The sequence below is a fragment of the Comamonas sp. NyZ500 genome, assembly GCF_016772095.1.
GTDB lineage: Bacteria > Pseudomonadota > Gammaproteobacteria > Burkholderiales > Burkholderiaceae_C > Comamonas > Comamonas thiooxydans.
In genome coordinates, this window is the sequence record NZ_JAEIJE010000009.1 from 33159 (window position 1) to 59281 (window position 26123).

Below are 26123 nucleotides of genomic sequence, written 5' to 3' on the forward strand. Positions count from 1 at the left end.
GCCGGGTCAGGCGACCTCGACTTCGACCAGAGTGGCGCGCGGGCTGCGCAGGGCGTCCCGCAGAACCTGGGGCAGTTGGGCGGCTTCGGTGACGCGCACGCCGTCGCAGCCCTGGCCCTTGGCCAAGGCCACGAAGTCGATGTCGGGCAGGTCCGTTCCCTCGACCTTCTCGCCCTCGCGGTAGCCGAACACCCTGGAGAAATCCTGCAGGGCAGCGTAGCGGCGGTTCTTGACAATGATGTAGGTGACCGGCAGCTTCAGATGGGCTGCGCTCCACAGGGCCTGGATGGCGTACATGGCCGAGCCGTCGCCGATGACGCCTATGACTTTCTTGTCGGGCTTGGCCAGCGCGATGCCTACGGAAGCAGGCAGGCTGTGGCCCAGCCCGCCGCTGCACATGGTGAAGAAGGTCTCGGCAGCGTAGATGGGCAGATGGGCCTGGATGATGGAGCGCGAGCCAGGCGCCTCCTCGACGATGATGCTGTCGCGCGATCGCACCTGGGCCAGTGTGTGCATGAGGAAGGCATCGCTCATCAGCTCGCCTGGCTCGGGTGCCGCCGGCGCCGGTATGGCGGGCCGGGGCTGGAGCGCGGGGCGCGGATGCGTCAGGGGGCGGGCCAGCAGCTCCTGCACGCCCATGCGGATATTGCCCACGGCCGCGTCGCCAACAGGGGCCCAGGCGGCGATGGCGGGGTCCTCGATGAGCTGGAAGAGTTGCGTGCCTTCGGCGATGAAGGGGCCGTGGCCTTCGACGTGGTAGGTGAAGGCAGGTGCGCCGATGACGAAGACCACGTCATGGCCCGAAAGCCTGTCCACGATGCGCTCGCGCATGGCGGGCAGGAAGCCTCCGAACAGCGCATGGTCCTCGGGGAAGCCGCAGCGTCCGCTCATGGGCGCCACATAGACGCGCGCCTGGTGGCGTTCGGCCAGGGCCTGGACGGCCTCGAAGGCCTGGCTGCGGTCCACGGCCGCTCCGACCACGAAGGCCGGTGTGCGCGCACTCTCCAGCGCCTGGCCTATGCTGTCCAGCAGGCGTGGGTCGGGTCGGGTCTCGAAGCCGACTTTGCGCAGCGTGATGGGCTCGCAGGGCACATCCCAGTCATCGGCGGGAATGGAGACGAAGACCGGGCCGCGCGGCTCCTGCATGGCAATGTAGTAGGCCCGCGCCAGGGCCTGGGGCACGTCCTCGGCACGCGCGGGCTCGCAGCTCCACTTCACATAGGGCTTGGGCAGCTCGGCGGCCTGGTTGGAATGCAGGAAGGGGTCGAACTGCAGCAGCGAGCGCGTCTGCTGGCCGGCCGTGATGACCATGGGCGTGCGGTTCTTGAAGGCCGTGAAGATATTGGCCATGGCGTGGCCCACGCCGGCGGCCGAATGCAGGTTCACGAAGCTGGCATTGCGCGTGGCCTGGGCATAGCCGTCTGCCATGCCCACGACCACGGTTTCCTGCAGGCCGAGGATGTATGAGAAGTCTTCGGGATAGTCGCGAAACAAGGGCAGCTCGGTGGAGCCCGGGTTGCCGAAGATGCGCGTCATGCCCAGCTCGCGCAGCATGTTGATGACGGCGTGGCGCACGGTGAAGACCTCGGCGGCCTGGGCATTGGGGGCGGTGTTGGCGGGCAAAAAATTCTCCTTGGATCGGGCTGGCATCAGGCCTTGGCACTGTTGGCATCAATCCTGCCTTTGGAGATAATTTCCAGCAATTGAATAAATCATCTAAGAGATATTCGTTTAATGGATATATCAGGTCTGGATCTCAATCTCTTGCGTGTTTTCGATGCGGTGTTCCGCCACGGCAGCGTCAGCCGCGCTTCGCAGGAGCTGGGTCTTTCCCAGCCCGCAGCCAGTCAGGCGGTGACGCGGCTGCGCCATTTGCTGGGTGATCCGCTGTTCGAGCGCATGCACGGGGGCGTACGCCCCACGCCGCGTGCCGAGCGGCTGGCTCAGGCGGTAAGAACTGCGCTGGCAACGCTGGAGGTGGCCTTGGCAGAGGCACACAGTTTTGATCCCTTGCAGGCGAATCAGTGCTTTCGCATTCACCTCAGCGATATTGGCGAGGCGCGTTTCCTGCCACCGCTGATGCAGGCCTTGAGAGGCAGGGCGCCCCATGTGCAGCTGGAAACCCTGCCCATGCCCATGGGCGAGATTGCCGATGCCCTGGATCGCGGCTCGCTGGATATCGCCATCGGCTTTCTGCCTGGTGTGACGGGCACGCAGCAGAAGGTGCTGCTGTCCGATCACTACGCCCTGTTGCTGCGTCAGGGGCATCCGGTGCTCAAGGATTTGAAGGCCGAGAGGCTGAGCGCTGAACATTTGCGCGGGCTCGACTATGTGGCCGTGCGCTCGCATTCCGAGACGCTGCGCATTCTGCGCAAGCTCGAGTTGCAGGATCAGGTGCGGCTGTCGGCGGCCCACTTCATGGCCGTGCCTTCCATCGTGCATCAGACGGATCTGGCCGTCATCATGCCCGCCGAGATTGCCGAGACCTTTGAAGCACAGGGCGGATATGTGGTGCTGCAGGCCGATCTGCCAGAGAGTGCTTTCGATGTCTCTTTGCACTGGAGCTGGCGCTTTGCGCAGGAGCCCGCGAACCAGTGGCTGCGGGAATTGGTCAGCGAAGTGTTCGGGCAGCGCAGATAAGGTGCTCGGCCCCCACACATGCCCGCTTCGTGTGGCCGCTGCCCCTGCGTCGGGCGCCCCAGCGGAGGCTTGTTGCCTTGGGATGACTCAGCGGCAATAAAAAAGCGCCAGGCTATAAGGCTCTGGCGCTTGATGGGTCTGCGATGGCAGCTATCTTTAATGAAGTTCCTTGCCCTTGAGCTCGGGAATCAGAAAGACCGTGGCCAGCATGTCCAGCACATAGATGGCGGCCAGCAGCGCAATGGCCACCTGGAAAGAGTAGGCCATGGCCAGCGCACCGATGACGACCGGGCCCAGGCCGCCGACGGCGCGGCCGATGTTGAACAGCACGTTCTGTGCCGTGGCGCGGGCCTCGGTGGGATAGGCTTCGCTGATGACGGCGCCATAGCCGCCCATCATGCCGTTGACGCACAGACCCATGATGGCTCCCACCCACAGCATGGCCGTGGCATCGGTGAGCTGGGAATAGGCCAGCACCGAGATCACGGAGCCGAGCTGGAAGATCAGGAAAGTGGGCTTGCGGCCGATGCGGTCGGCCAGCTGGCCGAAGACCCAGATACCCAGCGACATGCCGATGATGGTGACGGCCGTCCACATGGACGACTTGGTCAGGCTGAAGCCCATCTGCTTGGACAGAAAGCTGGGCATCCAGATCATGATGCCGTAGTAGCCGAAGTTCTGTACCGAGGTCAGCACGATCACGCCCAGGCTGATCTTGCGCGTGGCCTTGTCCTTCATCAGCAGCTTCAGGCATTGAATGGCCGAGGGCTGCTCCTTCTTGCTGCGTGCCACGAACACTTCGGGCTCATGCAGCTTGTTGCGGATGACCCAGGCCACGACAGCAGGAATCACGCCGACCAGAAACATGCCGCGCCAGCCGATGGAGGGCAGCAGCAGCGGGGTCAGCATGGCTGCGCCCAGCACGCCCAGTTGCCAACCCAGAGCCACATAGGACGAGACGCGTGCGCGATGGCGTGCGGGCCAGGCCTCGGCGGCCAGTGCCATGCCGATGCCGAACTCGCCGCCCAGGCCGATGCCGGCGATGGTGCGATAGATCAGCAAGTCCCAATAGCCTTGTGCAAAAGCGCACAGGCCGGTAAAGACGGCAAACAGCACGATCGTCCAGGTCAGCACGCGGATGCGGCCGTATTTGTCGCTGAGCATGCCGAAGACGATGCCGCCGAAGACGGCGCCGATCAAGGTCCAGGTCACGAGAGAGCCGGCCTGGCCGGGTGTGAGGTTCAGGTCCTTGGAGATGGCCGAGAGCATGAAGCCCAGAATCAGCAGGTCAAAGCCGTCCATGGCGTAGCCGACGGCCGAGCCCATGAGTGCTTTCCAGCTGTATCCGTTGACTTCTGTTGGAGCGGCGGGCGCGGCTATGCCTGCCACGGCGCCTGTGGTTTGTGTGGTCACGGGAGAGTCCTTGAGCGAAGACGGACTTGGGGTGCCTGCAGGCCGGCTTTTGCAGAAAAAAGCAGGCCCTCGCTGGGCGCAAGACCAGCGCGCGGGCACGCAGCGTGCGTGCAGCATCCTTGAGGTGCAACGGGCACGAAAAGTCCTTGAAGGGGAGGTTTGAGCGGCTGGAGCATGGCGGCGCGGACTGCGTTGATTTCTGCAGGGCAGAAAGGGCAGTGCGGCGCCATGTCGCCTCTGTAAAAAGCGAAAAGCCCCAGCTGCGTGAGCAACTGGGGCCTGGATTTGGTGGTCGTAGCGGGACTCGAACCTGCGACATCAGCATTATGAATGCTGCGCTCTAACCAACTGAGCTATACGACCGACAGCCCGCAATTGTATAGGAAGAAATGGCCTTGGCAGCCAAGTTGGGATTTTTTGTGTGCAGCCTGCTGCGGTCGCAGGGAGAAAGAAAAAACCGCAGTGCTTTTGCAAGCACTGCGGTTTTCTGTTTGGTGGTCGTAGTGGGACTTGAACCTACGACATCAGCATTATGAATGCTGCGCTCTAACCAACTGAGCTATACGACCGAAGACAGCGATTATATGCAAAAAATGGCTGCTTCAAGTGGTTCGCTGAAATTTCTTGCGAAAAATCTGGTGCTTACTGATGGGTGAAGTTGGCGGGGCGCTTGTTCACAAACGCGTCCATGCCTTCCTTCTGGTCCTGGGTGGCAAACAGGGCATGGAACAGGCGGCGCTCGAACATCACGCCATCGGACAGGCCGCTCTCGAATGCACGGTTCACGGATTCCTTGGCAGCCATCACGGCCAGCTGGGAGAAGCCGCTGATGATGATGGCCGCACCCAGAGCTTCTTCCATCAGCTTGTCAAAAGGCACGACGCGGCTGACCAGGCCGGCGCGCTCGGCCTCGATGGCATCCATCATGCGGGCGGTCAGAGCCATGTCCATGGCCTTGGATTTGCCCACGGCACGCGGCAGGCGCTGCGTACCGCCGGCACCAGGAATCACGCCCAGCTTGATCTCGGGCTGGCCGAACTTGGCGTTATCGGCAGCGATGATGAAGTCGCACATCATCGCCAGCTCGCAGCCGCCGCCCAGGGCAAAGCCGCTGACGGCGGCAATCACGGGCTTGCGGATGCTGCGAATGGTTTCCCAGTTGCGCGTGATGTAGTCGCCGCCATAGGCGTCGGCAAAGCTGTACTTGGCCATGGCACCGATGTCGGCACCGGCGGCAAAGGCGCGTTCGCTGCCGGTGATGATCATGCAGCCAATGCTTTTGTCGGCATCGAACTTCCTGAGCGCATCGCCCAGTTCGTCCATGAGCTGGTCGTTCAGGGCATTGAGCTGCTTGGGACGGTTCAGCGTGATGACGCCGACTTTGTCCGCTTCCACGCGGACTTCGATAGTTTCGTAGGCCAAGTTTGTCTCCTGCTAAAGAATGAATGGCTGCTGTCAAGAATAACCGCTGAGTCTGGCTGCCAGCTGTCGCGCTGCAGCGCCACTTTGGGGCCGGGCTCAGGCCGCAATGCCCGTCAGCCAGCGCTCTGCGGCGGCCTTGTCGCTGATTTCCAGCCCCAGATTGCTGATGGGGCTGGCGCTATCTGCATCCTCGCTGGCGGCTTTGGCGAGCAGGCCGCCCGGGTTCAGCGTCAGCTGCAGGATCTGCTGGTCGCGTGCTACCCAGGCCGTGAGCTGATTGGAGCCGGCCGCGTACAGCTGCACATCGTCCAGTTTGCTGATGCGCCAGCGCTGACCATCGGCCTCGACGGCCAGCCACTCGTCTCCAGCCATCATGCCGGCCTGCTCGGCAGCGCCGCCGCGCAGCACGGTCTTGATCTGCACGCTATGGTTTTCCTGGACGCGCAGACCCAGTTTCTGCGCCAACTGTGCGGGCTCGGCCCTGCTCTTGATGCCATGCCGGGCCAGCAGCTCGCGCAGCGGCAGGTCCTCGGTGGAATGAACCCAGGCTTGCAGCTGTCCGGCAATCTCAGGGTTACCCACTTCGCTGACCACGGCCAGTACATCGGCTTCGCTGATGGGGCCACCTTCACTGCTGCGCCACAGGCCGCGCATCACATCGTCCAGGCTGCTCTTGCCGTTGGCGCGCAGGGCCAGATCGAGGCACAGAGCGACCAGCGAGCCCTTGGTGTAGTAGCTGACCGTGTGATTGGCGGTGTTCTCGTCCTGGCGGTAGTACTTGACCCAGGCGTCGAAGCTGGCCTCGGCCACGGACTGCACCAGGCGGCCCGGCGTCTGCAGCACCTGGTTGATGGTGCGCGTGGCGAGCTTGAGGTACTGGCTGTTGTCCAGCAGTCCGGCACGGCGCAGGAACAGATCGTCGTAGTAGCTGGTGAAGCCTTCAAAGAACCACAGCAGCTCGGTGTAGTTCTCCTGCTCGTAGTCGTAGCTGGCCAGTTCGGCCGGGCGCAGGCGCTTGACGTTCCAGGTGTGGAAGTACTCGTGGCTGATCAGGCCCAGCAAGGTGTTATAGCCCTCGCCGGCCTTGGCCTCACCCTTGCGCGGCAGATCGCGGCGGCCGCAGATCAGTGCCGTGCTGTTGCGGTGCTCGAGGCCGCCATAGTTGTCATCCACCACATTGAGCATGAAGACATAGCGATCCATGGGCGGCTGGCTGCCGTCGGCGTGCCAGAAGGCGATCTCGGCCTCGCAGATCTTTTTCGTATCGGCGAGCAGGCGCTCGCCATCAAAGCTGGGCGCAGCACCGGCCACCACGAACTCGTGGGGCACGCCTCCGGCCACAAAGCTGCCGCGCCAGAACCGGCCCATCTCCACGGGGCAGTCCACCAGCTCGTCGTAATGGGCTGCCGTGTAGAGGCCGAAGCCGTTGGCATCGATTTGCGCGGGCGTCAGGCCGGTGGCCACCTGCCAGTCCTGCGTGGCGGGGCTGCCGAGCAGCTCCAGTGCATGGGGGCGCTCTTCCTGACCATGCACGCGCAGGCACAGGCTGGTACCGTTGAAGAAGCCACGCCGGCGATCCAGCCAGGCGGTGCGCACCGAGGTGTCATAAGCGCAAACCTGATAGCTGATAACGCATGCTGAATCAGCGTTACAGGCGATTTTCCATTGATTCTTGCTGAGCTGTTGCACGGTCACGGGCTCACCGTTCTGCGTGGCCTTCAAGCCCTGCAGATTCTTGGAGAACTCGCGCACCAGATAGCTGCCCGGAATCCACACCGGCAGCGACAGCAACTGCTGTGCCGCAGGCTGGGCGATATGCAGCTCCACATCGAAAAGATGGGCTTCCACCGCGCTGGCCTGCACGGCAAAGTGGATGTCGGGGCGAATGCCGGAGGCATTGGGGGCAGAGATCATGGCAGCTCCAGAAATGCGGGCCGGAGCATGCGAACCTATCGCAGCGTGCCTGAAACTTCATCAGATGCACGCTGCTCCGGCAATAAGACAGGGATTACTTGGCGGCGGCGAGGTGCTTTTCGACCTCGGCAGCCGAGATGGCGCCGGGCACACGCACATTGTTGGAAAAAATCACGGTGGGCGTGCCGGTGATCTTGTACTTGCGGCCGAAAGCCAGATTGCGCTGGATGGCGGCGGGGTCGCACTGGGCGGCTGGTGCGTTCTTGCTGTTCAGCATCTGCTCATGCCAGGCCTTGGCCTGATCCTTGGCGCACCAGATATTGCGCGACTTCTCGGCCGAGTCCGGGCTCAGGATGGGGTAGAGGAAGAGGTAGATGGTGACGTTGTCCACGCTTTGCAGGTCTTTTTCGAAGCGCTTGCAGTAGCCGCAGTTCGGGTCTTCAAACACGGCCATCTTGCGCTCGCCCTTGCCATGCACGATGGTGATGGCGTCCTTGATGGGCAACTGTTTGAAGTCCACGGCCGTGAGCTGGGTCATGCGGTCTTCGGTCAGATTGCGGCGCGCCTTGGTGTCGATGAGCTCGCCTTGAATCAGATAGTTGCCCTTGGCATCGGTGTAGAAGATGTCCGTGCCCACGCGTACTTCGTACAGGCCGCTCATGGGGGTGGAGCGCACCTCGTCGATTTTCTCGAGCTGGGGAATGCGCTCGGTCAGCGTCTTCTTGAGGTTGGCATCCTGGGCATGCACGCTCAGGCCGAAGGTCAGGCTGGCGGTGGCCAGCAGGCAGGCAACAAGTTTCATGGAAGATGTCGTGGGCTGCAGCGCGCTGCAGCGTGGAAAGAATGAGGTCGGCTGCCATCCACTATGCATGGACGGCAGGGCTGTTGCTTGGAGTACGGACTGAGTCAAGGGTTCCCTGAGCCGTCTTCTCAGAGCAGACCCATGGCCTGCTTGGCCATCCAGGACTTGAGCAGGCCGCTGCGCTCAAAGCCTTTCATGCCCCAGTTGCGCAGCATCTGCACAGGCACTTCGGGACGGGCAAACAGCTGCTGCAGCCCGTCCATGGCCAGGCCCATGGGGGCCAGAGATGCCTTGCGCTCACGCTCGTACTGGCGCAGCAGCTTCAGATCGGCGGGGCTGCGCCAGTAGTCGCGCTCCTGAAGGATGCGTGCCAAAGTCTGCACATCGCCCAGGCCCAGGTTCAGACCCTGGCCGGCCAGCGGGTGGACGTTGTGGGCGGCGTCACCCGCCAGCACCCAGCTTTGTTGACTGTTCCTGTCCAGCGGTCCGCACCAGCGGTCGGCCACGGCCTGTTGCAGAGGCCAGGTGGCGCGCTCGGCCACCAGCTCCAACTGGCCCAGCGCATCCTGGCTGATGGACTGCAGGCGAGTGGTAAAACTTTCTTCGTCGCTTTCCAGCCAGTCAGGCACCAGCGATTGCTCCAGCGACCAGACAACGGCCACTTCGTGACCGTCGGGACCGCCCATGGGTAGAAAGGCCAGGATCCCTTCCGGCGTGAACCACTGACGTGCAATGCCGCCATGCGGCAGCTCACAGCTCAACCGGGTGGCAATGGCGTGCTGGGAGTAGGGCGTGACGGAGAACTCCACGCCGAATTCGGTACGCGTGCTGCTGGAGCGGCCTTCGCAGACGGCGGTGAGTGCGGCTTCCACCGGCTCCTTGACGATTTCCACCTGGGGTTGATAGCGCACGGCCTCGGCCAGGCGCTGCTCCAGCGCGGGGACATCGACGATCCAGGCCAGTGCCGGCACGTCCTGAGAAGCTGCATCGAACTGGACCTGGCCGTCCAGATCGCCAAACACCTGCATGCCGACCACGGGTGTGGCATCCTCGTCGTCAGGCCAGCAGCGCAACGACTGCAGCACGGCCCTGGAACTGGCATTGAGCGCATAGGCGCGCACATCCTTTTGTTGCGGGGATCGAGGCTGTGGCGGCGCCACCAGCGCGACACGCAGACGCTCACGCGCCAGCAAAAGAGCCAAGGTCCGGCCCACAATGCCGGCTCCACGAATACATACATCAAAGGTTTGCGCCATGTCCGGCATTGTAGGAGGCGCGGACAGGGCCTGCGTCCATAGAGGAAACCTCATGCCATGCGGTCGTCGACTGCAGCCAACTATGTTGTTGATAGTGGGCTGTGCAGGTCAAGCAGGGGCTAGAGGGCAAAATGAAAGATGAATCCGTAATCGAAGGAGATGTGATGACCGACACCGCCTATGACGTGCAGGGCCGGATTGCCGAACTGTGGATCTACCCCGTCAAATCCTGCGCCGGTATTGCCGTGCCGAAGGCCGCGCTCTCGCGCCATGGCCTGCAATGGGACAGGCACTGGATGGTGGTCGATGCCAATGGCGATTTCTTGACCCAGCGCAGTCATTCGCGCATGGCGCTGATCCGGCCCGAGATTACGGATGAGTATTTGCTGTTGCATTTTCCGGATATGGACAGCTTGCAGATTCCTTTGCTGGGACAAGGCAGCAAATGCCGTGCGCGGGTCTGGAAGGATACGGTCGATGCCTGGGACCTCGGCGAATGGGCCGCGCCTGCACGCAGCTGGCTGAGTCGGGCTCTGGCGCAGGACTGCCATCTGGTGCGCTTTGATAGTTCGCAACCTCGCCGGGCCAGCGAACGCTGGGTGGGCGATGGCGACGCTCCAGTGCATTTTGCCGACGGCTACCCTTTGCTGCTGCTCAGCCAGTCGGCCGTGGACGAGCTCAATCAGCGGCTGACGCAGGCCGGCGAGGCTGCCGTCGATGCGCGGCGCTTTCGTCCGAATATCGTGATTGCCGATATCGAAGCCCATGATGAAGATCGTGTGGAACAGCTGGATCTGCCCCAGTTGCCCGGTCTGAGCCTGCTGCCCTGCAAGCCCTGTACGCGCTGCCCGATTCCCGATATAGACCCCGACACCGCCGTATCCGGCACGGCAGTGGGAGATTCAATTTACAGTTATCGCCAGGATCCGCGTGTGGATGGTGCTATTACTTTTGGTATGAATGCCATAGTGCTGGGTCTGCCGGTCGTTGCGGATGCTGCAGCAGAGCTGGCTGTGGGCCAGCAACTGGCGGGCAATCTGCGCTTTGATTGAGGGTGTAGGCCTTTGACCCTCAAAGACTTGGGGCATCCCTGTAACAGTGATGCAGCAGAACCAGTGTCCAATAAGGCCATTGGCAGCAGCAACGAGGGGAGGGCGGCATGGCTGAATTCAAATCTGGCGATTTCGTGGTTCTCACCGGCAGCAGTGCTTTTGCTGGAAAGATCGCTCGCCTGACTTTTCGTGCCCCCGACAGAGATTTCTGTCTGCCGGACGGTCATGCCCATATTGGCTGTGAGGCCGGAGACTGGGTGCTGGAATTTGCCCAGAAGGTGCCCGCCTTGATGCGCAGCTGTCGGACTCCCTGCATGACCAAATATCTGTGCAGTCCGCAATCCCAGTTCCGACGGCTGGAGGAGACCGCCGGGCTGGAGCAACTGTTTGGCCCCATGCGACAGAGTTCGCCGGCGTTGACCGCTGATTGATCCGACATTTCCCGGACTTTTTCTCCCAAGCCTGTCTTTGCGCAGGCTTTTTTGCTTTCTGGCCGGAACCGCGGCGCAATCTACCGCAGATGAGCAGAGATTGCCGGGTCATTACAATCGGGGGCTTTCCGTGGCCAAACCGGGACGAAACTCTGGGTGAACAGAGTGCCTATGGGTCACGCTTCAAAAGAACCGGATTCGCGACGATGCGGATCGGGCACTTCCGCCACATGGGTGTGGTGCTCGATAGTGCATTGATACATAAGGAATTTCCATGAGCCTCAAATGCGGCATCGTGGGCCTGCCCAACGTGGGCAAGTCCACTCTTTTCAACGCGCTGACCAAGGCCGGCATCGCCGCCGAGAACTATCCCTTCTGCACTATCGAGCCCAACACCGGCGTGGTGGAAGTGCCCGATCCGCGTCTGGATCAGCTCTCCGAGGTCGTCAAGCCCGAGCGCATCGTTCCCGCTATCGTGGAATTCGTGGACATCGCCGGCCTGGTGGCTGGTGCTTCCAAGGGCGAAGGACTGGGCAACCAGTTCCTGGCCCATATCCGCGAAACCGATGCCATCGTCAACGTGGTGCGCTGCTTTGAAGATCCCAACGTGATTCACGTGGCGGGCAAGGTGGACCCGATTTCCGACATCGAAGTCATCCAGACCGAGCTGTGCCTGGCCGATCTGGCCACGGTGGAAAAGGCTTTGAATCGCTACAGCAAGGCCGCCAAGTCCGGTAACGACAAGGAAGCCGCCAAGCTGGTGGCACTGCTGACTCCCATTCAGGCCGCCCTGAATGAAGGCAAGCCCGCCCGTGTGGTGTCGGTGTCCAAGGAAGATGCGCCCCTGCTCAAGCCTTTCTGCCTGATCACTGCCAAGCCCGCCATGTTTGTGGGCAACGTGTCCGAAGACGGCTTTGAAAACAATCCTTTTCTGGATCGCCTCAAGGAATATGCAGAAGCTCAGGGCGCACCGGTGGTCGCCATCTGCGCCAAGATCGAGGCCGAGATGGCCGAGATGGAAGACGAAGACCGCGATATGTTCCTGCAGGAGCTGGGTCTGGAAGAGCCTGGCCTGAATCGCCTGATTCGTGCTGGCTTCAAGCTGCTGGGCCTGCAGACCTATTTCACCGCCGGTGAAAAGGAAGTGCGTGCCTGGACTGTGCGTGTCGGCGCTACGGCTCCCCAGGCCGCGGGTGTGATTCACGGTGACTTCGAGCGTGGTTTCATTCGTGCCCAGACCATTGCCTTTGAAGACTTCGTCGCTTTCAAGGGCGAACAGGGTGCCAAGGATGCCGGCAAGATGCGCGCCGAAGGCAAGGAGTACATCGTCAGGGACGGCGATGTGATGAACTTCCTGTTCTCCCCCAAATAAGCACGATTGACATGCACCCTGGGCACATATGGATGTCCATGTGTGCCCAGGTGCCATCGTCATCGAAGGGCGCAACCGGCAGATGCTTGCGGCGGCATTGTTGAATCAATCAGTGTCGCGGCCGCAGTCCAGCCCCGCTATCGAGCACCAACGGGACGCAGTACAAGGCAGCGCTCAGCTCCGGCTTTGTGCCGGAGGCGGCGATAGCTGGTATCGGCAGGCGGTGCATCAATCCAGCGAGGGCGGGCTGCTTCTGCTTGCTGAATCCACCGGACTCAAATTCCCGGGGCTGCGGTACCGCCGCAATTGCAGGCACAACCCACGGCGATGAGTAGCGGTTGACCATTACGGCTTGTGGAGCTCATGACGCACAGCCCCCTGCATGTCGCCCCGCCACACCCATCACTCGCCGGAGAGAGAATGCCCGGATGCACAAAGGCGATGTCTTTGTGCATCGCGATGAGAGCGACTGCAGCATGCAGGCGCTCTGGACGCAGGCCAGCCATGGCTGGCGCGGGGATCACCGGCGCAGCTAGGTGGAGACCAGGCTGCATTGCATCAAGCAACTGGTGAGAGGGTGATGTCGCCTGGGTTTGAACCTGACAGCTCAATGAGCTGAATATCAGACCTCAGGGCTTCACTTCGACGACTTGCTCGAAACCCCCAAAGATCATGCGCTTGCCGTCGAAGGGCATGGGCGGGTTGCCGGGGGCGGATGGGTCCATGCGTGGGTCTTCCATCATCTTCTTCATGGCTGCGTCGCGCGTGGCCTTGTCCGGCCATTCGACCCATGAAAAAGCAACTGTCTCCTCGGCCGTGGCCTGAACCGAGCGGCGGAAGTCGGTAACTTTGCCATCGGGGACGTCATCTCCCCAAGCCTCGATCACCCTGATTGCGCCCAGCTCGATGAATATCGGGTCGAGCTTGCGCGCGTGCTCTATGAACTTCTGCTTGTTGGCAGTGGGGACAGCGATCACGAAACCATCGATATATGACATCTCTTCACTCCTGCTGAATTGACCGTTAGATGCGGAGCTGGCGCCGCACTCACAATGCCCGCAGGGCCGGTGGCAGCAGTGCTCTCAGCCTGGACCCCTTGAGCGCGCAGATCACGCTCCAGCAATCAGGCTGAGCATGGCCTTTCAACATTGCCTGTGGCGACCGGGAACCTGAGCAGCCAATGCACATGCAGCCTGCTCCTCAACTCGATGTCGGTTGAGTGGTTCGCTGGGAACGTAGTGGCAGTTTTCGCGTTGATCGTAATGCAGCTCAGCAGCGCAGAAGCTGAAGTTTGTGACAGACAGCTTCTGGCCCCCGGCAAGATCCGTTGCAGCCTTTGCTGCTGCCAGGGCAACGCAGACATTGTCGAGCGGCGTTGCAACCTTTCGTCATTCTTTCTTGTGTTCATCGAACATCAGCGCCGGTGCCGCCTCCATGACGGATTCAGATCAGGGACTGGCTATGGCTTTTCGTTGTGTCCCGAAAGTCTGCTGCTCGCTGTGTCGGACTTTTGGTGAATACAACAACTTTGTTGCGACCTGTCGTCTTGGCCTTGTACAGCGCCTCGTCGGCCGAACGGATCACCGAGGCTACATCTGCATCGTGCTCTGGCTCCCATGCCGCACAACCAATGCTGACGGTGATGTAGCCGAATTCGCTTCCGGAGTGCTCAACAGAGAGTTGTGAAACGGCGGCGCGGATGCTTTCTGCAAGGCATGAAGCGCCCTCTAGAGACGTATCCGGCAAAACAACGATGAACTCCTCGCCTCCATAACGAGCTGCGATATCTCCCGGCCTGCGAATATTGTCACCAATGCATTGGGCTATGGTTGCGATGACGTCATCCCCAGCTTGGTGTCCGTATGTGTCGTTGTAGACCTTGAACCTGTCAATGTCGACGAATAGCAATGAAAAAATACTATGGTTTCGTCTTGCCCTGTGCCATTCCTGATCCAGCATTTCGTCGAGTCTGCGGCGGTTGTTCAAGCCCGTCAGCCCATCGGTACGAGCTAGCAGAGCCAGCTCCGACTCGGCATGTATTCGTCGCTTGAGCTGTGTCACGAAAGCAAAGGACAAGCCGATAAAGGCCGCTGTGAGCACCCCCATCAGACAGGCAATGATCAGTGCACGTTTTCGCCAAGCCGTGAAAATATCGGAGTGCGCTTTCGCGACCATGATAATGAACGGCAAGCTCGGAAGATTCTTGAAGTAGTACAGGCGATGAGTGCCATCGAGGTAGGAGGTATCTGAAAAGCTGCCCTCAGGTTCAGCAATGAACCGCTTGAATGTGCTTGCGTTTCGTATATTGCGCCCTATGACCTTGGCATCAAAGGGTTGGCGCATCATCATCGCACCATCTTTTCTTATCAATGCGAGCGATCCATTCTCACCCAGCGATAGCCCGGAAAATAGTTTTCTGAAATATTCAAGCTGGACATCGATCAGCACTACGCCTGCGAAAGAGCCGTCTGCATGGGAAATCCGACGGCTCAGGGGAATGCTCAGGGCGCCGTCATGCAGCGGTGATGCGTATGGATCTCCCACATAGAGTCCCTTGGCTGAATTTTCTCGATGTACGGTGAAGAAATCATGGCCAGATAAGTTGACATTGCCCGGGTTGACTTTTTGTGCATCGATGGCAATGTTTCCCTCGGTATCCAAGATCAGAATTGATCCCAAATAGGATGCAGTCGCAGCTTTGTCGAACAAGGCAACTTCGCGCAGATGTGGCGATGCCGCCATCACTTCGGGATCGTTCAATCCATCAATCACGGCCTGCAATGACAGCGAATAGAGTTCGAGATTTCGAACCACATCATTTTCAGCGAGAAGAGCCACATTACGCGATGTTTCCACCGCGTGCTTCATCGTGTCCAGCCGACTTTGATAAAGAGCAGCCGCGCATATCGCCGCCATCGAGAGCGCAATTGCTCCAGCCACGAAGAGCATTGCATAGGAGATGCTGGAGAAGTGACTACGATCAATAGCAAACCAATGAGTTGATTTCATATTGTCTAAGCACCTGCACTGGTGATATCGAGCTTGTAAAGATTGTGCTTGAATAAGTCAGCACAGCGCTTTTTTCACATTTCACAACAGTCTGCTTTGATGGCTCTTGGGGATTTCGGCCATAGACGGTTTGTGATCGCAGGGGCGAGCTTCACCACACCTCGATTCGCCGATAGTGCTGAACGCTTGCTTCACGAGGAAATCTAGCCTCTTGTCGAAAATAGCTTTTGCACCAGCGGGTGTAGTACCTTCCTGCTTGCACCAATCGCGAAGAAGTGTTCCTCCACACCCTCGCAATCGCCCAAACGTTTCACCTCATATCGGGTCGTCAAGTCTTCGTGAACCAAGCTGGCCATTGGAAAGACACCCATGCCAGCTGCTCCAAACGTCTTGAGCAATGCACTGTCCTCGAACTCGCCTATGACATGCGGTTTGATGGATTTACGTTCAAACCACTGATCAAGCCTTGCGCGCACTGCCGCATGGGCCGTTGGCAGAAGTACGGGAACTTTGGCCAGAGATTGCGGAAAGTCTTGCCGAGCTGCCGCAAACAAGGATGCAGGTGCGTACCAGGCCAATGGGGATGAGCCCAGAGAGTGGCTATAGACCTTGAGGTTGGGGTTTGGAGGAGCGGCCCGGTCGGCAAGAACGACATCAAGTCGATGCAAAGCCAGGTCACCCAGCAAATCCTCGAATTCGTCAACCAAGCACAAAAGTCGAAGATGGGGTTCCTGCATCACAGGTTGCATCAGGCTTCGCACCGCCAGCTCGGGCAACTCGTCGGCGATACCGACGATCAAACGCATGGTCGGCATGCCCACTGCGTCACGCACTACCGCAGGCAACTGTTCCCCTAGCTGGAAGATTTGCTCTGCCTGTCGCATGGCGGCAAGTCCTGCGTCTGTCAGGACAACGCCTCGCCCTGCAGGTTTGAGCAGTGCATAGCCCAGTGACCGCTCCAGCTCACGAACTTGGGTGCTCACAGTTTGTACAGCCATGCCCAGGCGCTCGGCAGCACGGGCCATGCCTCCTTCTTTGGCGACAACCCAAAAATAGTAAAGGTGCCTGTAACTGAAGCCAGGGCTCATTGTTCGGCTTTGCGGAGCTATTGCTTCCGAATTATCTGCTTTTATTAAATTGCTGCATCGCTATCGTTGGTGTTGTCCAGGGCCAGGAGAAGTGCTCGGCAGAGAACCTTCGAATCAGAAGGCGCAAGCGGTCTTTGAACGAGGTTTCACTCAGGTGAGCCACTGCACCAAGCAGCTCACCTCAAAGGAGAAGCACCATGCTGAGAGTTCTTGTCCCGTCAGACGGATCAGCCAATTCGTTGTTTGCAATACGTCACGTGATCGACGAGTTCAGGAAGAGCGAAGATCTGGAGATTCATCTCCTGAACGTGCAGCCGCCATTCTCGAAACTCATCACCGATTACTCAAGCAGGAGTGACAGGATGGAGTTTCACCACGAGCAGACGGAGTCGGCACTCTTGAGCACTCGACGAATGCTGGACGCCGCCGGGATTCCATATGCTGTCCACTCGGAAGTCGGCAACAAGGTTGACTGCATCGTGGATGTGGCGCGCAGGCTCCATTGCGACCTGATTGTCATGAGTACGACACGCAAGAGTTCCTTGGTGCGTCTTATCGAGAATTCAGTGACGAATCAGGTGCTGGAGCGAACCAGCGTGCCTGTAGAGGTGATCCCGGGTGAGCCTGCCTCGAAACTGGAGCGCATTGGTATTCCAGCGGGAGTCGGTGCTGGAGCGGGCATTGTGGCTCTATGGATGGCTTCCAGTTAAGAGCTCGACAGCGACGTTGAGAGCCGCTCGCACTGCCCTTGCTACACCGTTGTTTCGCCTTGTCTCTGCGGTTGGCCGGGGCATGTCAGCGGCCCATGGTGCAAGCAGTATCTCAAGGCAAAAGAAGCAAACGCTTGGGGCCATTTCATGCACAACATCGAAACTTTGGCAACCGGCCCGATGTGGATAGGCTTCATTGTCTTTGTGCTCATCATGCTGGGCCTGGATCTATTTGTCCTCGGAGGAAACAAGGCTCACCGCGTATCGGCCAAGGAGGCCGCAAGCTGGACTGCCACCTGGATGGCTCTTGCCATCACATTCGGCGCGTTGTTATGGTGGTATTTGGACGCTACCGCAGGTCGTGAAATTGCCAATCGCAAGGCACTTGAATTCTTTACCGGCTACCTCATCGAGCAGGCATTGTCGGTAGACAACATGTTCGTCTTCGTGATGATCTTCACCTACTTCGCTGTCCCGCCAGAGTTGCAGCGACGCGTGCTGTTGTATGGGGTTCTTGGAGCGATCGCGATGCGGGCAGCAATGATTCTCGGCGGAATCTGGCTCGTTTCCGAGTTTGAGTGGGTGCTCTACGTTTTTGGGCTGCTGCTCGTGGTCACGGGCGGCAAGATGTTGATCATGGCCGAGCAAAAGCCCGATCTGGAAAAGAATCCACTGCTACGCTGGTTGCGCTGCCACATGCGTATAGCGTCAGGCTTTCACGGCCAGTCGTTTTTCGTACGCATCGATGGATTGCTTCATGCAACACCAATGTTCTTGGTGCTTCTGATGATTGAAGCGAGTGACCTGGTCTTTGCCGTGGATAGTATTCCGGCCATCTTCGCTGTCACCACCGACCCATTTATCGTTTTTACATCCAATATCTTCGCGATACTGGGTTTGAGGGCGCTGTACTTCCTGCTGGCCGACATGGCCGAACGCTTTCACCTGCTCAAGTACGGCCTTGCTCTGGTACTGATCTATATCGGAGGCAAGATGCTGATGATGCCCTGGTTTCATATGCCCGTGCATTGGTCGCTACTCATTGTTGGATCGATTGTCCTGATTTCCGTGCTGCTTAGCGTGAAGCTCTCAGGCCGAAAATCTTCAAGGAGCGTTCTATGAGCGATGCAGCGATGCCTGCGCCTGATCTCGAGCGGCGCGATAGCCTTGGCAGGCTGATTTTTGACGTGGAAAGGCGAATGCAGTTGTGCAAACACCAGCGGCGAACGTTGGCTGGTGGCAGTGGACGGCTCTGCATGCTCTTCGCGTGCTGTTGTCGTTGGTGCGCGTTTGGTGGCAATGGGGCAAGGCAGCATGCTTGACCTCGTGAATGTGCAACCCTGGTTGAGCAAAGAGGCGGCGGAGACAGAGTTGGGTTGATACGGCTGGGCAGCCACGGCCAGGGCGCGCCGAGCGCTCGCAGAATCAGCTACCCTTATCCCCTGGCATCTTCACGTCGTCATGGGTGATGATGCAATCGCGATCGTGGGTTTGGCTGAATCTCTTGGCTGCTTCGGTATTTGCATCGGCTCCCACGGGCTAACGGCAACAGAAGCCGTACTGCTCGGGTCTGTGACTTGCAAAGTCTTGCGCTTGGCACGGATGCCGGTTTTGATCGTGCGTTGAGTCAATATCTGCATGGAGTTGGCCGACGCAACAGACTGTCTGCATTCGCGCCGAGCTGACGCATTCAGCGGACCGGCGATGCTTGACTGGTGAGAGTGGATACCAAGCAGGCATCGACAATCGAATTCCTGCGGAGTGGTTGCTGCAGTGAGTGCTTGGCCTGTGCAGTCTTTCCGTGGCCGGATCTGACGGGTTTGCGGGCAACGGCTGGTTTTGGGGGGCACGTTGACTGCATGGTGAGCAGCCTGCGTCAAGTCACTTGCTCAAGTCCAGCCCGAGCAGCCCGCAAACGCTCATGACCTGTCGCTCTTGGTCGTGCGAGGCGATCCCCGATGGAATTGCTTGAAGAACCCGGCCAGGGTAGTCTTTATGTCCGCAAAATAGACAGACGCACTGTCAATGCCCATGCAAGACCGCCTTCGCCTTCTCTTTCTGGTAAATGCCACCATCTTGATCACGCATCAAATTGACGCTGCCTATTGGCATGAATGGGAGCTGTTCCTCATTCCTGGCGGCAATCAAATCAACCTGCTCCTCAATATTCCAATCATCGGATTGGTCATGTACTCGCACAGCCGGGTTGTCGCCAACATGAAAACCGGCTTGCCTTTCTACAAGCTCTTGGCCTGTCTCGGCCTTTTGACCGTAGGCATTCACGCGTTTTTCTTCTTCCAAGGCAGCGAGTCATTCATTCAGCCCATGTCGATTGCGCTGATGCTGGCTACATTCATTCTGTCGATATGGCAGCTAATGGCTCTGCGCCATCTAGAAGATTTGCCTTAGTTGGTGAGCACCTGATCCCGGTCTGTGCTGGCAGTCAGCCTGTGTCGACGGTGGCTCCATGATGGGCCAATGACAGTCAATCGGATGGATTCATGTCTGCAAGTGCTTATGGGCTGAGCACAGCGAGGTTCAGTGCTAGCAGCTGCCTTTCTTGGCTTGCCCAGGTGGGCACCCATGAGGGTGGGGTTTTCTGTATCCGTCGTCGTAGTAGCCGTTCGGATACACGACACAGCCGCTGAGCAGCAAAGCTGTCGCGACCAGCGCTAGCATTTTTTTCATAGAAATCCTTTCCATCTGACGCATGTCACCGTGAGCTGCAGGGAGGTCCTGAGAATGATCGGGAGGATCTCGGTGACGTCACTATTTCTTTTGCTCAGGGCCTGGAACTGGCGGTCGCGATTGATGCTGGCAACAGCGTCGTTCGGCCTCAAAGGGCTAGTCGTTCTGTCCCAAGACGATCAGGACTGCACCGCTGAGGAGAAGCAGGATTGCCAAAGCTATCCAGAGCTCAAGGTTCGCGATGCTGCCCTGGGCATCCAGGGCAAATCCTGCTGCACAAGAAAGTGCCGCACTGACCACCAGCAGTGTTCCCAATTTGCTGCGCAGCATGGCTTTTGTCTGTACTTCTCTATCAATGATTGCTCAATGGCGGCAATGCAGGCTTGGCATCCGAGCCTTCATGGCTCCCATACCTGAATCACCTCGACCATGCCTTATTTTCGGCGATGACCGTGGCATATGGAGGCAGGTTTCAATGGCTTTGTTACCGAAGGTAGAGCATGATTGGATCCGCACATAGACCGGCTCGAATACTGGGTTCTACGAGTCGTAACACTGTATCCAAGGGCACTCCTAGCATTGCGCTGTCTTTGTTTTCAAAAAGGTAAGGTATGAGCAACTTGCATGGATTCCGGTCTGCCAAGGCCTTGTGCTGGACGGGTCTGGGTTTGATTGCTGCCGGCCTGGCAGCATGTGGCGGCGGTGGTGGTGGCGGTGGTGGTGGCGATAGCACCCCACAGCAAGGCACGCTCAAGCTGGCCATGACCGACGCTCCGGCGTGTGGCTATGACCATGTCTATGTCACAGTCACCAAAATCCGCGTGCATCAGAGCGCCACGGCAGGTACCACTGATTCTGGCTGGAGCGAGTTGACGATCCCTGCCCAGCGCATTGACCTGCTCGGTTTGACCAATGGCGTGCTGCAGGAATTGGGTTCGCTGCCGCTATCGGCTGGCAACTACCAGCAAGTCCGCTTGGTGCTGGCTGACAATCCTTCCAACCCGACATCCGCCAATCCGCTGGCCAATGCACTGGTGCTGTCGGGCTCGACCAACGAGATCGCTCTGACCACTCCCAGCGGCCAACAAAGCGGCTTCAAGCTGAAGGCCAACTTTAATGTCACCGGCGGCCAGGTCGCCGATATGGTTCTGGACTTCGATGCCTGCAAGTCCATTGTCAAGGCAGGTAACTCAGGCAACTACAACCTCAAACCCGTGGTGGCCGTCATCAAGCGGTTGACTACAGCAATTGTGGGCTATGTGGATCCTGCTCAGGCCTCCAGCATCGTGGTGTCCACGCGTGACCCGGACAACAATTTGCGCGCCACCGTGCCCAATGCCACCACAGGCAAGTTCGTGCTGGCCTACCTGCCGGAGAACATCAACTACACCGTCGTCCTTGCAGGCCAGAACCTGACCACCGCCGCAGTGACTGGCGTTCCTGTCTCGATCGCTGCTGGTACCACCACGCTCAACGCATCGACAGCCCCCATTCCGCTGCCGACATCTGCTTCGGCGACTGTTGCGGGCAAGGTGACAAACACATCCAATACGCCTTTGACAGATGCCGAGGTCAATGCCCAGCAGGTGCTGAGTGCAGGTCAGAAGCTGGACGTCGCATGGACTTTGGTTGATCCCGCCAATGCAAACTACAGCTTGACTCTTCCATTGGGGGCTCCCAATAAAGCAACGTACGTCGCAAGCGGGCCTTTGGTTTTCACTGCAGACACCGCTGCCGCTGGCAAGTACAACATCTTGGGTAGCGCTGCCGGCTACACCACTCAGACCACTGCGCCAGCCGTGACGCTGACAGCCGCCAACAGTGTGACCACCAAGGATCTGGTTCTGGCACCTTGAGAAAAAACTGGGCAATGAGTCGGAATGCTGCTCCTGGCATTCCTATCCATGCCCAGATCATGCTGTCGCCGGCTTCCCAAAATGAAAGCCTGGCCTTTCAGGCCGCTTTCATTTCATCCATCGGAGATCACCGGGGTTGCAATCGCAGTATGAAGCGCCGGGAGTTCCGGCAAGTGACGAGCACGGTGGATGCACCAGCACTTCAGGAGGGTGAACCGATCGCTCTGGCGAGACCCCTGGCTCAATCGGTCTCCTCATTACCCGAGCCGCTCACGAGGGCGAATCATCGCCACCGCAGCATGAAACACCGGGATGAGCCGCCCGGCATTTGCATCGAGCAGTATTTGGGCCTGCATTGCCTGCAAGGGCGGAGGTCGGTTCAATTAGCTCAGGCGTATACCCCGCATCCTGGATGGCCTCTGCAAACTCGGCGTCAGATGCGGTTCCCGAGATAAGCACGGTTCGTTTCTTAAGCTCAAACTCGATGCAGGCCTTGTCATCCATGGCCACAATTGATCGTTTGATGCGCCCCGCGCAGCCACCGCATGTCATGTCGGTCACACGAAAAGCAGTCATTGCATGCTCCTTTCAAGGTTGTGAGTCAAGTCTCAACCCTGACATCATGAGAATGTCAAATGCCTTGTATCTACGATGCTGACCGGGGGCGATGGCATGTGCCAAGCTGTTCCTGATGCGCTTGCTCTGCGCGAGGGGGCACGCCAGCGGCTCCGCCGAGAGCACGCTGGTAGTGCAACCTGGGTTCACTTGTGCGCCTTCTGCGGATCATCTGCCGGATCGACGTAGTTCAGGTCGAATGGGCCTTCCCCGTGGATCTGGATCACGGTTGGAACCTTGAACATGGCGAAGTGATTGGTTTTGGCCGGAATCGAACCGAAGCTGCCGGCTTTTTGGACTTTGAGTGCCTTCGAGTCCCACTTGTCGCCCATTCCGATCATGACCGTGCCCGAGATGACGGTCACGTTCTCGGCTTGGCTGTGCCAATGCGGCAAGACGCGATAGCCAGCGGGCACGGACAGACGCACCACATAGGGGCCAGGTTGATTGGGATCACCTAGGAGTACCGCGAACTTGGCTCCTTTGGCGAGAACCGGAGGCGGTGCTCCCCACTCGACACCTTCGGTGCCGTGGATGGCCCAGGATGCCATAGGTATCACTGCCAGCGCGACGAGGCTGGCTGAACGAGCGAACGAGAAATGAGACATCAGAGTCTCCTTGCGCGCGACCCATACACATCGCCGCTGACATCGCACGCGTCATCAGGGACGAGCCTCCTGAATTGGGCTGTGATGATCCGCCATGCGCACTTCACAGATGTTGACAGGAGGTATCAAAGCCTATTGCAGGCGGATTGGGTTTACAAGCCATGCCAATGCTAAAGCTAATGTCTGTGTGCGCAGCTCATGGTAGCTGCCGGTTCTCGACAACCTGGAGTCAAGAGGCACCAGGGGGCGCGGTTGCCAAGCTCGAGGTTGCAGAACCTGCAATTTGCTCCGGTATGCGGCGTCACAGGTTCCGATATGGAGTGAGGCCATGGAGTCGGCAGATCGCAGAGCCGATTGACAACAACGGCAGGTTTTGCAGCTGTCGCACATCGACACAATGCAGTCATGTGCCAGAAGACGGCTTTGCCGCGATTGGAGCTGCTCATGGTCACGTTGCGGCCTGTCGGTCATCGCTTCACAGCGCTCAGCTGAGCCACGACTCCGGGGGGCTGCGCAGTCACGAGCGGTCGTCGCATACAGCAAATGATTTACGACAAAGTCCGCGGTCAGGGCTCACGCAAAAGAGCGGAAGGCCTATTGCCGCGCATTCAGCCTCGATGTTCAGCGGTTTTGGCACTCCGACCATATGAACCGAGCTTGTTGACTAGGCTGATACTTCGGACTTGAGGCTTCAGCCATCGTCATAATTCGTGCTGTGCCGGAATAGTTCCGCCCAGGGCGACGTGGTTACGCTGAGCCTTCAGTAACTTCACATCTTGCGCTTTCAAACCACATGTCCAATACACCTTCACGCTCCAATCGCGCTTTACCGCAAGTGAAGCTGCGCATGCGTGTTATGGCCGGTGACATCATTGCCATCGGCCCTGGGAAAATCGAACTCCTGGAGACCATTAACGAAACCAAATCCATTGCCGCGGCCGCCAAATCCCTGGGCATGTCCTACCGCCGGGCCTGGTTGCTGGTCGATGGCATCAATCATGCGCTGAATAAGCCGGCGGTGATCACATCAACGGGAGGTTCTCATGGCGGTGGTACGGAGCTCACTGAAACGGGGCATCTGGTGATTGCTCTGTATAGGCGTATCGAGCAACATGCTCTAAGTGCATGTCAAGCCGATCTGGACAAGCTGGTCGCCTTGGTCCACAGCAGCTAGGCAGGCTGGCGGCACAAGCACTGGCACGCAGCGGCATCCTGCGTGGCCCGCAGTGGCGTAGTGCAAAGAATCTCTCATGGCATTGAGCTTCGTGCTGCAGCCCAAGTACGAGCTTCATCGCTCAACGCTCATCGCCTCCCCGTCACCACAAGGGCAGGGCGCTGAATGCATCGCATCAATTCCGCCGGAAACGCTGGCCTGCTTCTCGCAAACCATGAGCAAGCAGTGCAGCTCCATTTTCACCCACCCTATTCAGGGAGGCTCATCTTTTCGTAATATATACTTGAATATAACGAAGGCTGACATGGCAGACTTCGTCTAGTTGGCACGCAGCGGCTCCTCCTGCTTCCACCTGCCACTGTCTCCCGAACTCTTGTGCTTATGTGAATTGAGACCTATATGGGAAGCGAAAAGCTCAACGTCGAAGAGCGGCTGCAAGTGCTGGAAATACTGTTGGAGGAGTCAATCTGGGGGCTCCACCTCTAGCGGCCAGAGCACCGCAAGGCCATCGCGTCTGCTCTGTATACCCGTCTTGAAGTGGCCAACCTGCACCAGGCGTACTCACCAGGCGTGACTGCTGCTTTGTATGAACAGGCGGATGCGCTGTCCGAGTTGGACAACACGCCTGATCCGCTCAAACCCATGCTGCGTCCCTTGGTTCGATATTCAGGGGCTGCAGACTGAACGTCACATTTCCCCCTCAAAGATTTGCGCAAGCAGGTGCGGCTTTGCAAGGGCAGACATCGATTCGAGAAGGTGTGCGCTCTATGTGCAAAGACATGACGAACACGGCTCGCCCAGATCACCGCTCATAAGCTGGTTCGAATAGTCAATGCCTTGTTCGTACTTCGCGACGATCATGTTTAGTAGAGGGCTTTAGTGAAGCAAGATCACATTTCCTACCTGCTGGCCCTCCATCGGGAGCAGGACTGGGCGGCAGCAGCAATTGCATGTCAAATCTCTCAAGCGCAGTTGAAGAAAGCTGTGGCAGAAGCCGAACGCGAGTACGGCTGTTCCCTGGTGAAAACCGGGACAGTCTTTCGGGGGTTCACGACTGAAGGCGAGAAGGTCGTTGTCTGGGCTCAAGGCTTGTCGGAGGCCATTTCCACCCTCAAGCATGTATTTGCGGCTTCGAACAGCAGAAAGGCAATTGCCCCTCTTCTGGATCGACGCTCCGTCTCACCGAAGCGACTTGAGGCACCTGGAGCGGACAGCCAGGAGATCGACCTGATGATCGAGGCGGCGTTGAGCGCACCAGATCATGGTGGTCTACATCCTTGGCGTGTACTGGTGTTTCCCGCGGATTCTCGAGCGCGGCTGGCAGATTTATTCGAACAGGAGAAATTGCGCCGCGACCCTCTAGCCTCCACTGAGGACCTCAGGCGTGCGCGTGAGCACGCTACACGCAGCCCGACTTTGCTCGCTTTCATCATTTCGCCCAAGCTGCGCATGCGGGTGCCGGAGCGCGAACAATGGCTGGCAGCCGGCTCAGCGCTGGGCAACCTGCTGAATGCCGCGCATCAACTCGGCTTTGGTGCCATCATGCTCAGCGGAGAGCGCTGCTTCGACGTTTTGCTTTGCTCTGAGCTGGGGGTCGAGTCCACCGAGTATCTGGCCGGATTCATCAGCCTCGGCAGCATCAGGGCAGCGCCGTCGCAGCGAAAGCCCGCCATGCTCGATTCTGTGAGAGCCTTCTGGCATTCCGGTGAACCGAGTGTTGAGACGCCTGCGAAAAGCCAGGTCTGCCTTGATTCGGCGGCCAGCAATGCAATCTCCGAATCACAGGCTCCTCGCTAAGCTATGCGACATCTTCGCCAGACGCAGGCGGCATGCTTTTGCAGGCAAGCTGCGAGTGCTGCTCTTGACTGGCCAAGTGTGCGCAAGGAGATGACCGGCATGCTTGAGCGGGTCACGGGCAGCGGGGCCCGAAGGCTGGCCTCAGGTCTTCACTTCGACTGAGGGCTCGAAGCCCCCAAAGATCATGCGTTTGCCAGGTATGAGTGCTGCTTGATGTTTCGATTCGATGCTGCCGCTGCATATCTGTCCAGAGGCTGAGGTTTGCGGCCGCAAGCT

General features: G+C 59.0%; 24 protein-coding genes and 2 tRNA genes. 12 read left to right on the plus strand and 14 right to left on the minus strand.

Annotation, left to right across the window (positions count from 1 at the left end; genetic code table 11):
* Positions 1 to 6: 6 nt before the first annotated feature.
* Complete coding sequence (gene mdlC, locus JAO85_RS14730; RefSeq protein ID WP_039049828.1) at positions 7 to 1623, minus strand: benzoylformate decarboxylase; 1617 nt, start codon at positions 1621 to 1623, stop codon at positions 7 to 9.
* Between the two features lie 111 nt (positions 1624 to 1734).
* On the opposite strand from mdlC, the gene JAO85_RS14735 reads away from it, so the two are divergent.
* The gene (locus JAO85_RS14735; protein WP_202788398.1) at positions 1735 to 2640 is read left to right on the plus strand and encodes a LysR family transcriptional regulator; all 906 of its coding nucleotides are present in this window, start codon (positions 1735 to 1737) and stop codon (positions 2638 to 2640) included.
* 156 nt (positions 2641 to 2796) lie between these two features.
* On the opposite strand, the gene JAO85_RS14740 is transcribed toward JAO85_RS14735, so the two are convergent.
* The 7 genes from JAO85_RS14740 to JAO85_RS14770 all read right to left on the minus strand — a co-directional run bounded on the left by JAO85_RS14740 (position 2797) and on the right by JAO85_RS14770 (position 9447).
* A complete protein-coding gene (locus JAO85_RS14740) occupies positions 2797 to 3966 on the minus strand; it encodes an MFS transporter (protein ID WP_237734864.1) in 1170 nt (389 codons plus the stop codon).
* 373 nt (positions 3967 to 4339) lie between these two features.
* A tRNA-Met gene (locus tag JAO85_RS14745) sits at positions 4340 to 4416 on the minus strand.
* Positions 4417 to 4545: 129 nt separating this feature from the next.
* Positions 4546 to 4622, minus strand: a tRNA-Met gene (locus JAO85_RS14750).
* Positions 4623 to 4695: 73 nt separating this feature from the next.
* Entirely contained in the window at positions 4696 to 5475 is a 780-nt protein-coding gene (locus tag JAO85_RS14755; RefSeq protein ID WP_034357777.1) for an enoyl-CoA hydratase, read from the minus strand.
* Positions 5476 to 5571: 96 nt separating this feature from the next.
* Positions 5572 to 7389 carry a M61 family metallopeptidase gene (locus JAO85_RS14760; RefSeq protein ID WP_202788400.1) on the minus strand — a complete coding sequence of 606 codons (1818 nt, stop codon included), beginning with the start codon at positions 7387 to 7389 and terminating at the stop codon, positions 5572 to 5574.
* Between the two features lie 94 nt (positions 7390 to 7483).
* The gene (locus JAO85_RS14765; RefSeq protein WP_003071046.1) at positions 7484 to 8191 is read right to left on the minus strand and encodes a DsbC family protein; all 708 of its coding nucleotides are present in this window, start codon (positions 8189 to 8191) and stop codon (positions 7484 to 7486) included.
* Between the two features lie 128 nt (positions 8192 to 8319).
* Complete coding sequence (locus JAO85_RS14770) at positions 8320 to 9447, minus strand: FAD-dependent monooxygenase (protein WP_202788401.1); 1128 nt, start codon at positions 9445 to 9447, stop codon at positions 8320 to 8322.
* A gap of 164 nt (positions 9448 to 9611) precedes the next feature.
* On the opposite strand from JAO85_RS14770, the gene JAO85_RS14775 reads away from it, so the two are divergent.
* From JAO85_RS14775 to ychF, 3 genes are all read left to right on the plus strand, one after another.
* Positions 9612 to 10499: an MOSC domain-containing protein gene (locus tag JAO85_RS14775; RefSeq protein WP_202788462.1), complete on the plus strand. Its 888-nt coding sequence runs from the start codon at positions 9612 to 9614 to the stop codon at positions 10497 to 10499.
* Between the two features lie 107 nt (positions 10500 to 10606).
* Complete coding sequence (locus JAO85_RS14780; protein ID WP_039049797.1) at positions 10607 to 10930, plus strand: hypothetical protein; 324 nt, start codon at positions 10607 to 10609, stop codon at positions 10928 to 10930.
* A gap of 274 nt (positions 10931 to 11204) precedes the next feature.
* Positions 11205 to 12302 carry a redox-regulated ATPase YchF gene (gene ychF, locus JAO85_RS14785; RefSeq protein WP_003071057.1) on the plus strand — a complete coding sequence of 366 codons (1098 nt, stop codon included), beginning with the start codon at positions 11205 to 11207 and terminating at the stop codon, positions 12300 to 12302.
* Between the two features lie 629 nt (positions 12303 to 12931).
* Here the strand turns inward: ychF and JAO85_RS14790 are convergent.
* From JAO85_RS14790 to JAO85_RS14800, 3 genes are all read right to left on the minus strand, one after another.
* Positions 12932 to 13300: a DUF1428 domain-containing protein gene (locus JAO85_RS14790; RefSeq protein ID WP_003071059.1), complete on the minus strand. Its 369-nt coding sequence runs from the start codon at positions 13298 to 13300 to the stop codon at positions 12932 to 12934.
* Between the two features lie 445 nt (positions 13301 to 13745).
* Positions 13746 to 15311: a GGDEF domain-containing protein gene (locus JAO85_RS14795; RefSeq protein WP_202788403.1), complete on the minus strand. Its 1566-nt coding sequence runs from the start codon at positions 15309 to 15311 to the stop codon at positions 13746 to 13748.
* A 203-nt stretch (positions 15312 to 15514) separates the two neighbouring features.
* The gene (locus JAO85_RS14800; protein WP_202788404.1) at positions 15515 to 16399 is read right to left on the minus strand and encodes a LysR family transcriptional regulator; all 885 of its coding nucleotides are present in this window, start codon (positions 16397 to 16399) and stop codon (positions 15515 to 15517) included.
* Between the two features lie 197 nt (positions 16400 to 16596).
* Between JAO85_RS14800 and JAO85_RS14805 the strand changes: the two genes are divergently transcribed.
* The 4 genes from JAO85_RS14805 (at position 16597) to JAO85_RS14820 (ending at position 19518) form a co-directional block, all read left to right on the plus strand.
* Positions 16597 to 17109, plus strand: a complete 513-nt coding sequence (locus tag JAO85_RS14805; protein ID WP_202788405.1) for a universal stress protein — start codon at positions 16597 to 16599, stop codon at positions 17107 to 17109.
* A gap of 147 nt (positions 17110 to 17256) precedes the next feature.
* Entirely contained in the window at positions 17257 to 18231 is a 975-nt protein-coding gene (locus tag JAO85_RS14810) for a TerC family protein (protein ID WP_039049794.1), read from the plus strand.
* 339 nt (positions 18232 to 18570) lie between these two features.
* On the plus strand, positions 18571 to 18735 hold the full coding sequence (locus JAO85_RS25635) for a universal stress protein (protein WP_237734853.1): 165 nt from the start codon (positions 18571 to 18573) through the stop codon (positions 18733 to 18735).
* A gap of 399 nt (positions 18736 to 19134) precedes the next feature.
* Positions 19135 to 19518: a DUF6713 family protein gene (locus JAO85_RS14820; protein WP_202788406.1), complete on the plus strand. Its 384-nt coding sequence runs from the start codon at positions 19135 to 19137 to the stop codon at positions 19516 to 19518.
* A 435-nt stretch (positions 19519 to 19953) separates the two neighbouring features.
* On the opposite strand, the gene JAO85_RS14825 is transcribed toward JAO85_RS14820, so the two are convergent.
* On the minus strand, positions 19954 to 20127 hold the full coding sequence (locus JAO85_RS14825) for a hypothetical protein (protein ID WP_012839764.1): 174 nt from the start codon (positions 20125 to 20127) through the stop codon (positions 19954 to 19956).
* Positions 20128 to 20408: 281 nt separating this feature from the next.
* Between JAO85_RS14825 and JAO85_RS14830 the strand changes: the two genes are divergently transcribed.
* A complete protein-coding gene (locus JAO85_RS14830; protein ID WP_202788407.1) occupies positions 20409 to 21653 on the plus strand; it encodes a DUF4382 domain-containing protein in 1245 nt (414 codons plus the stop codon).
* Between the two features lie 270 nt (positions 21654 to 21923).
* On the opposite strand, the gene JAO85_RS14835 is transcribed toward JAO85_RS14830, so the two are convergent.
* Positions 21924 to 22229 carry a heavy-metal-associated domain-containing protein gene (locus JAO85_RS14835; RefSeq protein WP_080771273.1) on the minus strand — a complete coding sequence of 102 codons (306 nt, stop codon included), beginning with the start codon at positions 22227 to 22229 and terminating at the stop codon, positions 21924 to 21926.
* Positions 22230 to 22414: 185 nt separating this feature from the next.
* Positions 22415 to 22876, minus strand: a complete 462-nt coding sequence (locus JAO85_RS14840) for a cupin domain-containing protein (RefSeq protein WP_039049792.1) — start codon at positions 22874 to 22876, stop codon at positions 22415 to 22417.
* A gap of 856 nt (positions 22877 to 23732) precedes the next feature.
* Between JAO85_RS14840 and JAO85_RS14845 the strand changes: the two genes are divergently transcribed.
* From JAO85_RS14845 to JAO85_RS14855, 3 genes are all read left to right on the plus strand, one after another.
* Positions 23733 to 24050: a winged helix-turn-helix domain-containing protein gene (locus JAO85_RS14845; RefSeq protein ID WP_202788463.1), complete on the plus strand. Its 318-nt coding sequence runs from the start codon at positions 23733 to 23735 to the stop codon at positions 24048 to 24050.
* A gap of 76 nt (positions 24051 to 24126) precedes the next feature.
* Complete coding sequence (locus JAO85_RS14850; RefSeq protein WP_177340921.1) at positions 24127 to 24372, plus strand: hypothetical protein; 246 nt, start codon at positions 24127 to 24129, stop codon at positions 24370 to 24372.
* 557 nt (positions 24373 to 24929) lie between these two features.
* Positions 24930 to 25847 carry a nitroreductase gene (locus JAO85_RS14855; RefSeq protein ID WP_039049790.1) on the plus strand — a complete coding sequence of 306 codons (918 nt, stop codon included), beginning with the start codon at positions 24930 to 24932 and terminating at the stop codon, positions 25845 to 25847.
* The last annotated feature ends 276 nt before the right edge of the window (positions 25848 to 26123 follow it).

Coding starts and splice junctions, on each gene's coding strand:
- JAO85_RS14735 (WP_202788398.1), top strand. CDS start 1,735: ATGGATATATCAGGTCTGGATCTCAATCTCTTGCGTGTTTTCGATGCG.
- JAO85_RS14740 (WP_237734864.1), bottom strand. CDS start 3,966: ATGGGCTCGGCCGTCGGCTACGCCATGGACGGCTTTGACCTGCTGATT.
- JAO85_RS14760 (WP_202788400.1), bottom strand. CDS start 7,389: ATGATCTCTGCCCCCAATGCCTCCGGCATTCGCCCCGACATCCACTTT.
- JAO85_RS14765 (WP_003071046.1), bottom strand. CDS start 8,191: ATGAAACTTGTTGCCTGCCTGCTGGCCACCGCCAGCCTGACCTTCGGC.
- JAO85_RS14770 (WP_202788401.1), bottom strand. CDS start 9,447: ATGGCGCAAACCTTTGATGTATGTATTCGTGGAGCCGGCATTGTGGGC.
- JAO85_RS14775 (WP_202788462.1), top strand. CDS start 9,612: ATGACCGACACCGCCTATGACGTGCAGGGCCGGATTGCCGAACTGTGG.
- JAO85_RS14780 (WP_039049797.1), top strand. CDS start 10,607: ATGGCTGAATTCAAATCTGGCGATTTCGTGGTTCTCACCGGCAGCAGT.
- ychF (WP_003071057.1), top strand. CDS start 11,205: ATGAGCCTCAAATGCGGCATCGTGGGCCTGCCCAACGTGGGCAAGTCC.
- JAO85_RS14790 (WP_003071059.1), bottom strand. CDS start 13,300: ATGTCATATATCGATGGTTTCGTGATCGCTGTCCCCACTGCCAACAAG.
- JAO85_RS14795 (WP_202788403.1), bottom strand. CDS start 15,311: ATGAAATCAACTCATTGGTTTGCTATTGATCGTAGTCACTTCTCCAGC.
- JAO85_RS14800 (WP_202788404.1), bottom strand. CDS start 16,399: ATGAGCCCTGGCTTCAGTTACAGGCACCTTTACTATTTTTGGGTTGTC.
- JAO85_RS14805 (WP_202788405.1), top strand. CDS start 16,597: ATGCTGAGAGTTCTTGTCCCGTCAGACGGATCAGCCAATTCGTTGTTT.
- JAO85_RS14810 (WP_039049794.1), top strand. CDS start 17,257: ATGCACAACATCGAAACTTTGGCAACCGGCCCGATGTGGATAGGCTTC.
- JAO85_RS25635 (WP_237734853.1), top strand. CDS start 18,571: ATGGGTGATGATGCAATCGCGATCGTGGGTTTGGCTGAATCTCTTGGC.
- JAO85_RS14820 (WP_202788406.1), top strand. CDS start 19,135: ATGCCCATGCAAGACCGCCTTCGCCTTCTCTTTCTGGTAAATGCCACC.
- JAO85_RS14825 (WP_012839764.1), bottom strand. CDS start 20,127: ATGCTGCGCAGCAAATTGGGAACACTGCTGGTGGTCAGTGCGGCACTT.
- JAO85_RS14830 (WP_202788407.1), top strand. CDS start 20,409: ATGAGCAACTTGCATGGATTCCGGTCTGCCAAGGCCTTGTGCTGGACG.
- JAO85_RS14835 (WP_080771273.1), bottom strand. CDS start 22,229: ATGACTGCTTTTCGTGTGACCGACATGACATGCGGTGGCTGCGCGGGG.
- JAO85_RS14840 (WP_039049792.1), bottom strand. CDS start 22,876: ATGTCTCATTTCTCGTTCGCTCGTTCAGCCAGCCTCGTCGCGCTGGCA.
- JAO85_RS14845 (WP_202788463.1), top strand. CDS start 23,733: ATGGCCGGTGACATCATTGCCATCGGCCCTGGGAAAATCGAACTCCTG.
- JAO85_RS14850 (WP_177340921.1), top strand. CDS start 24,127: ATGGCATTGAGCTTCGTGCTGCAGCCCAAGTACGAGCTTCATCGCTCA.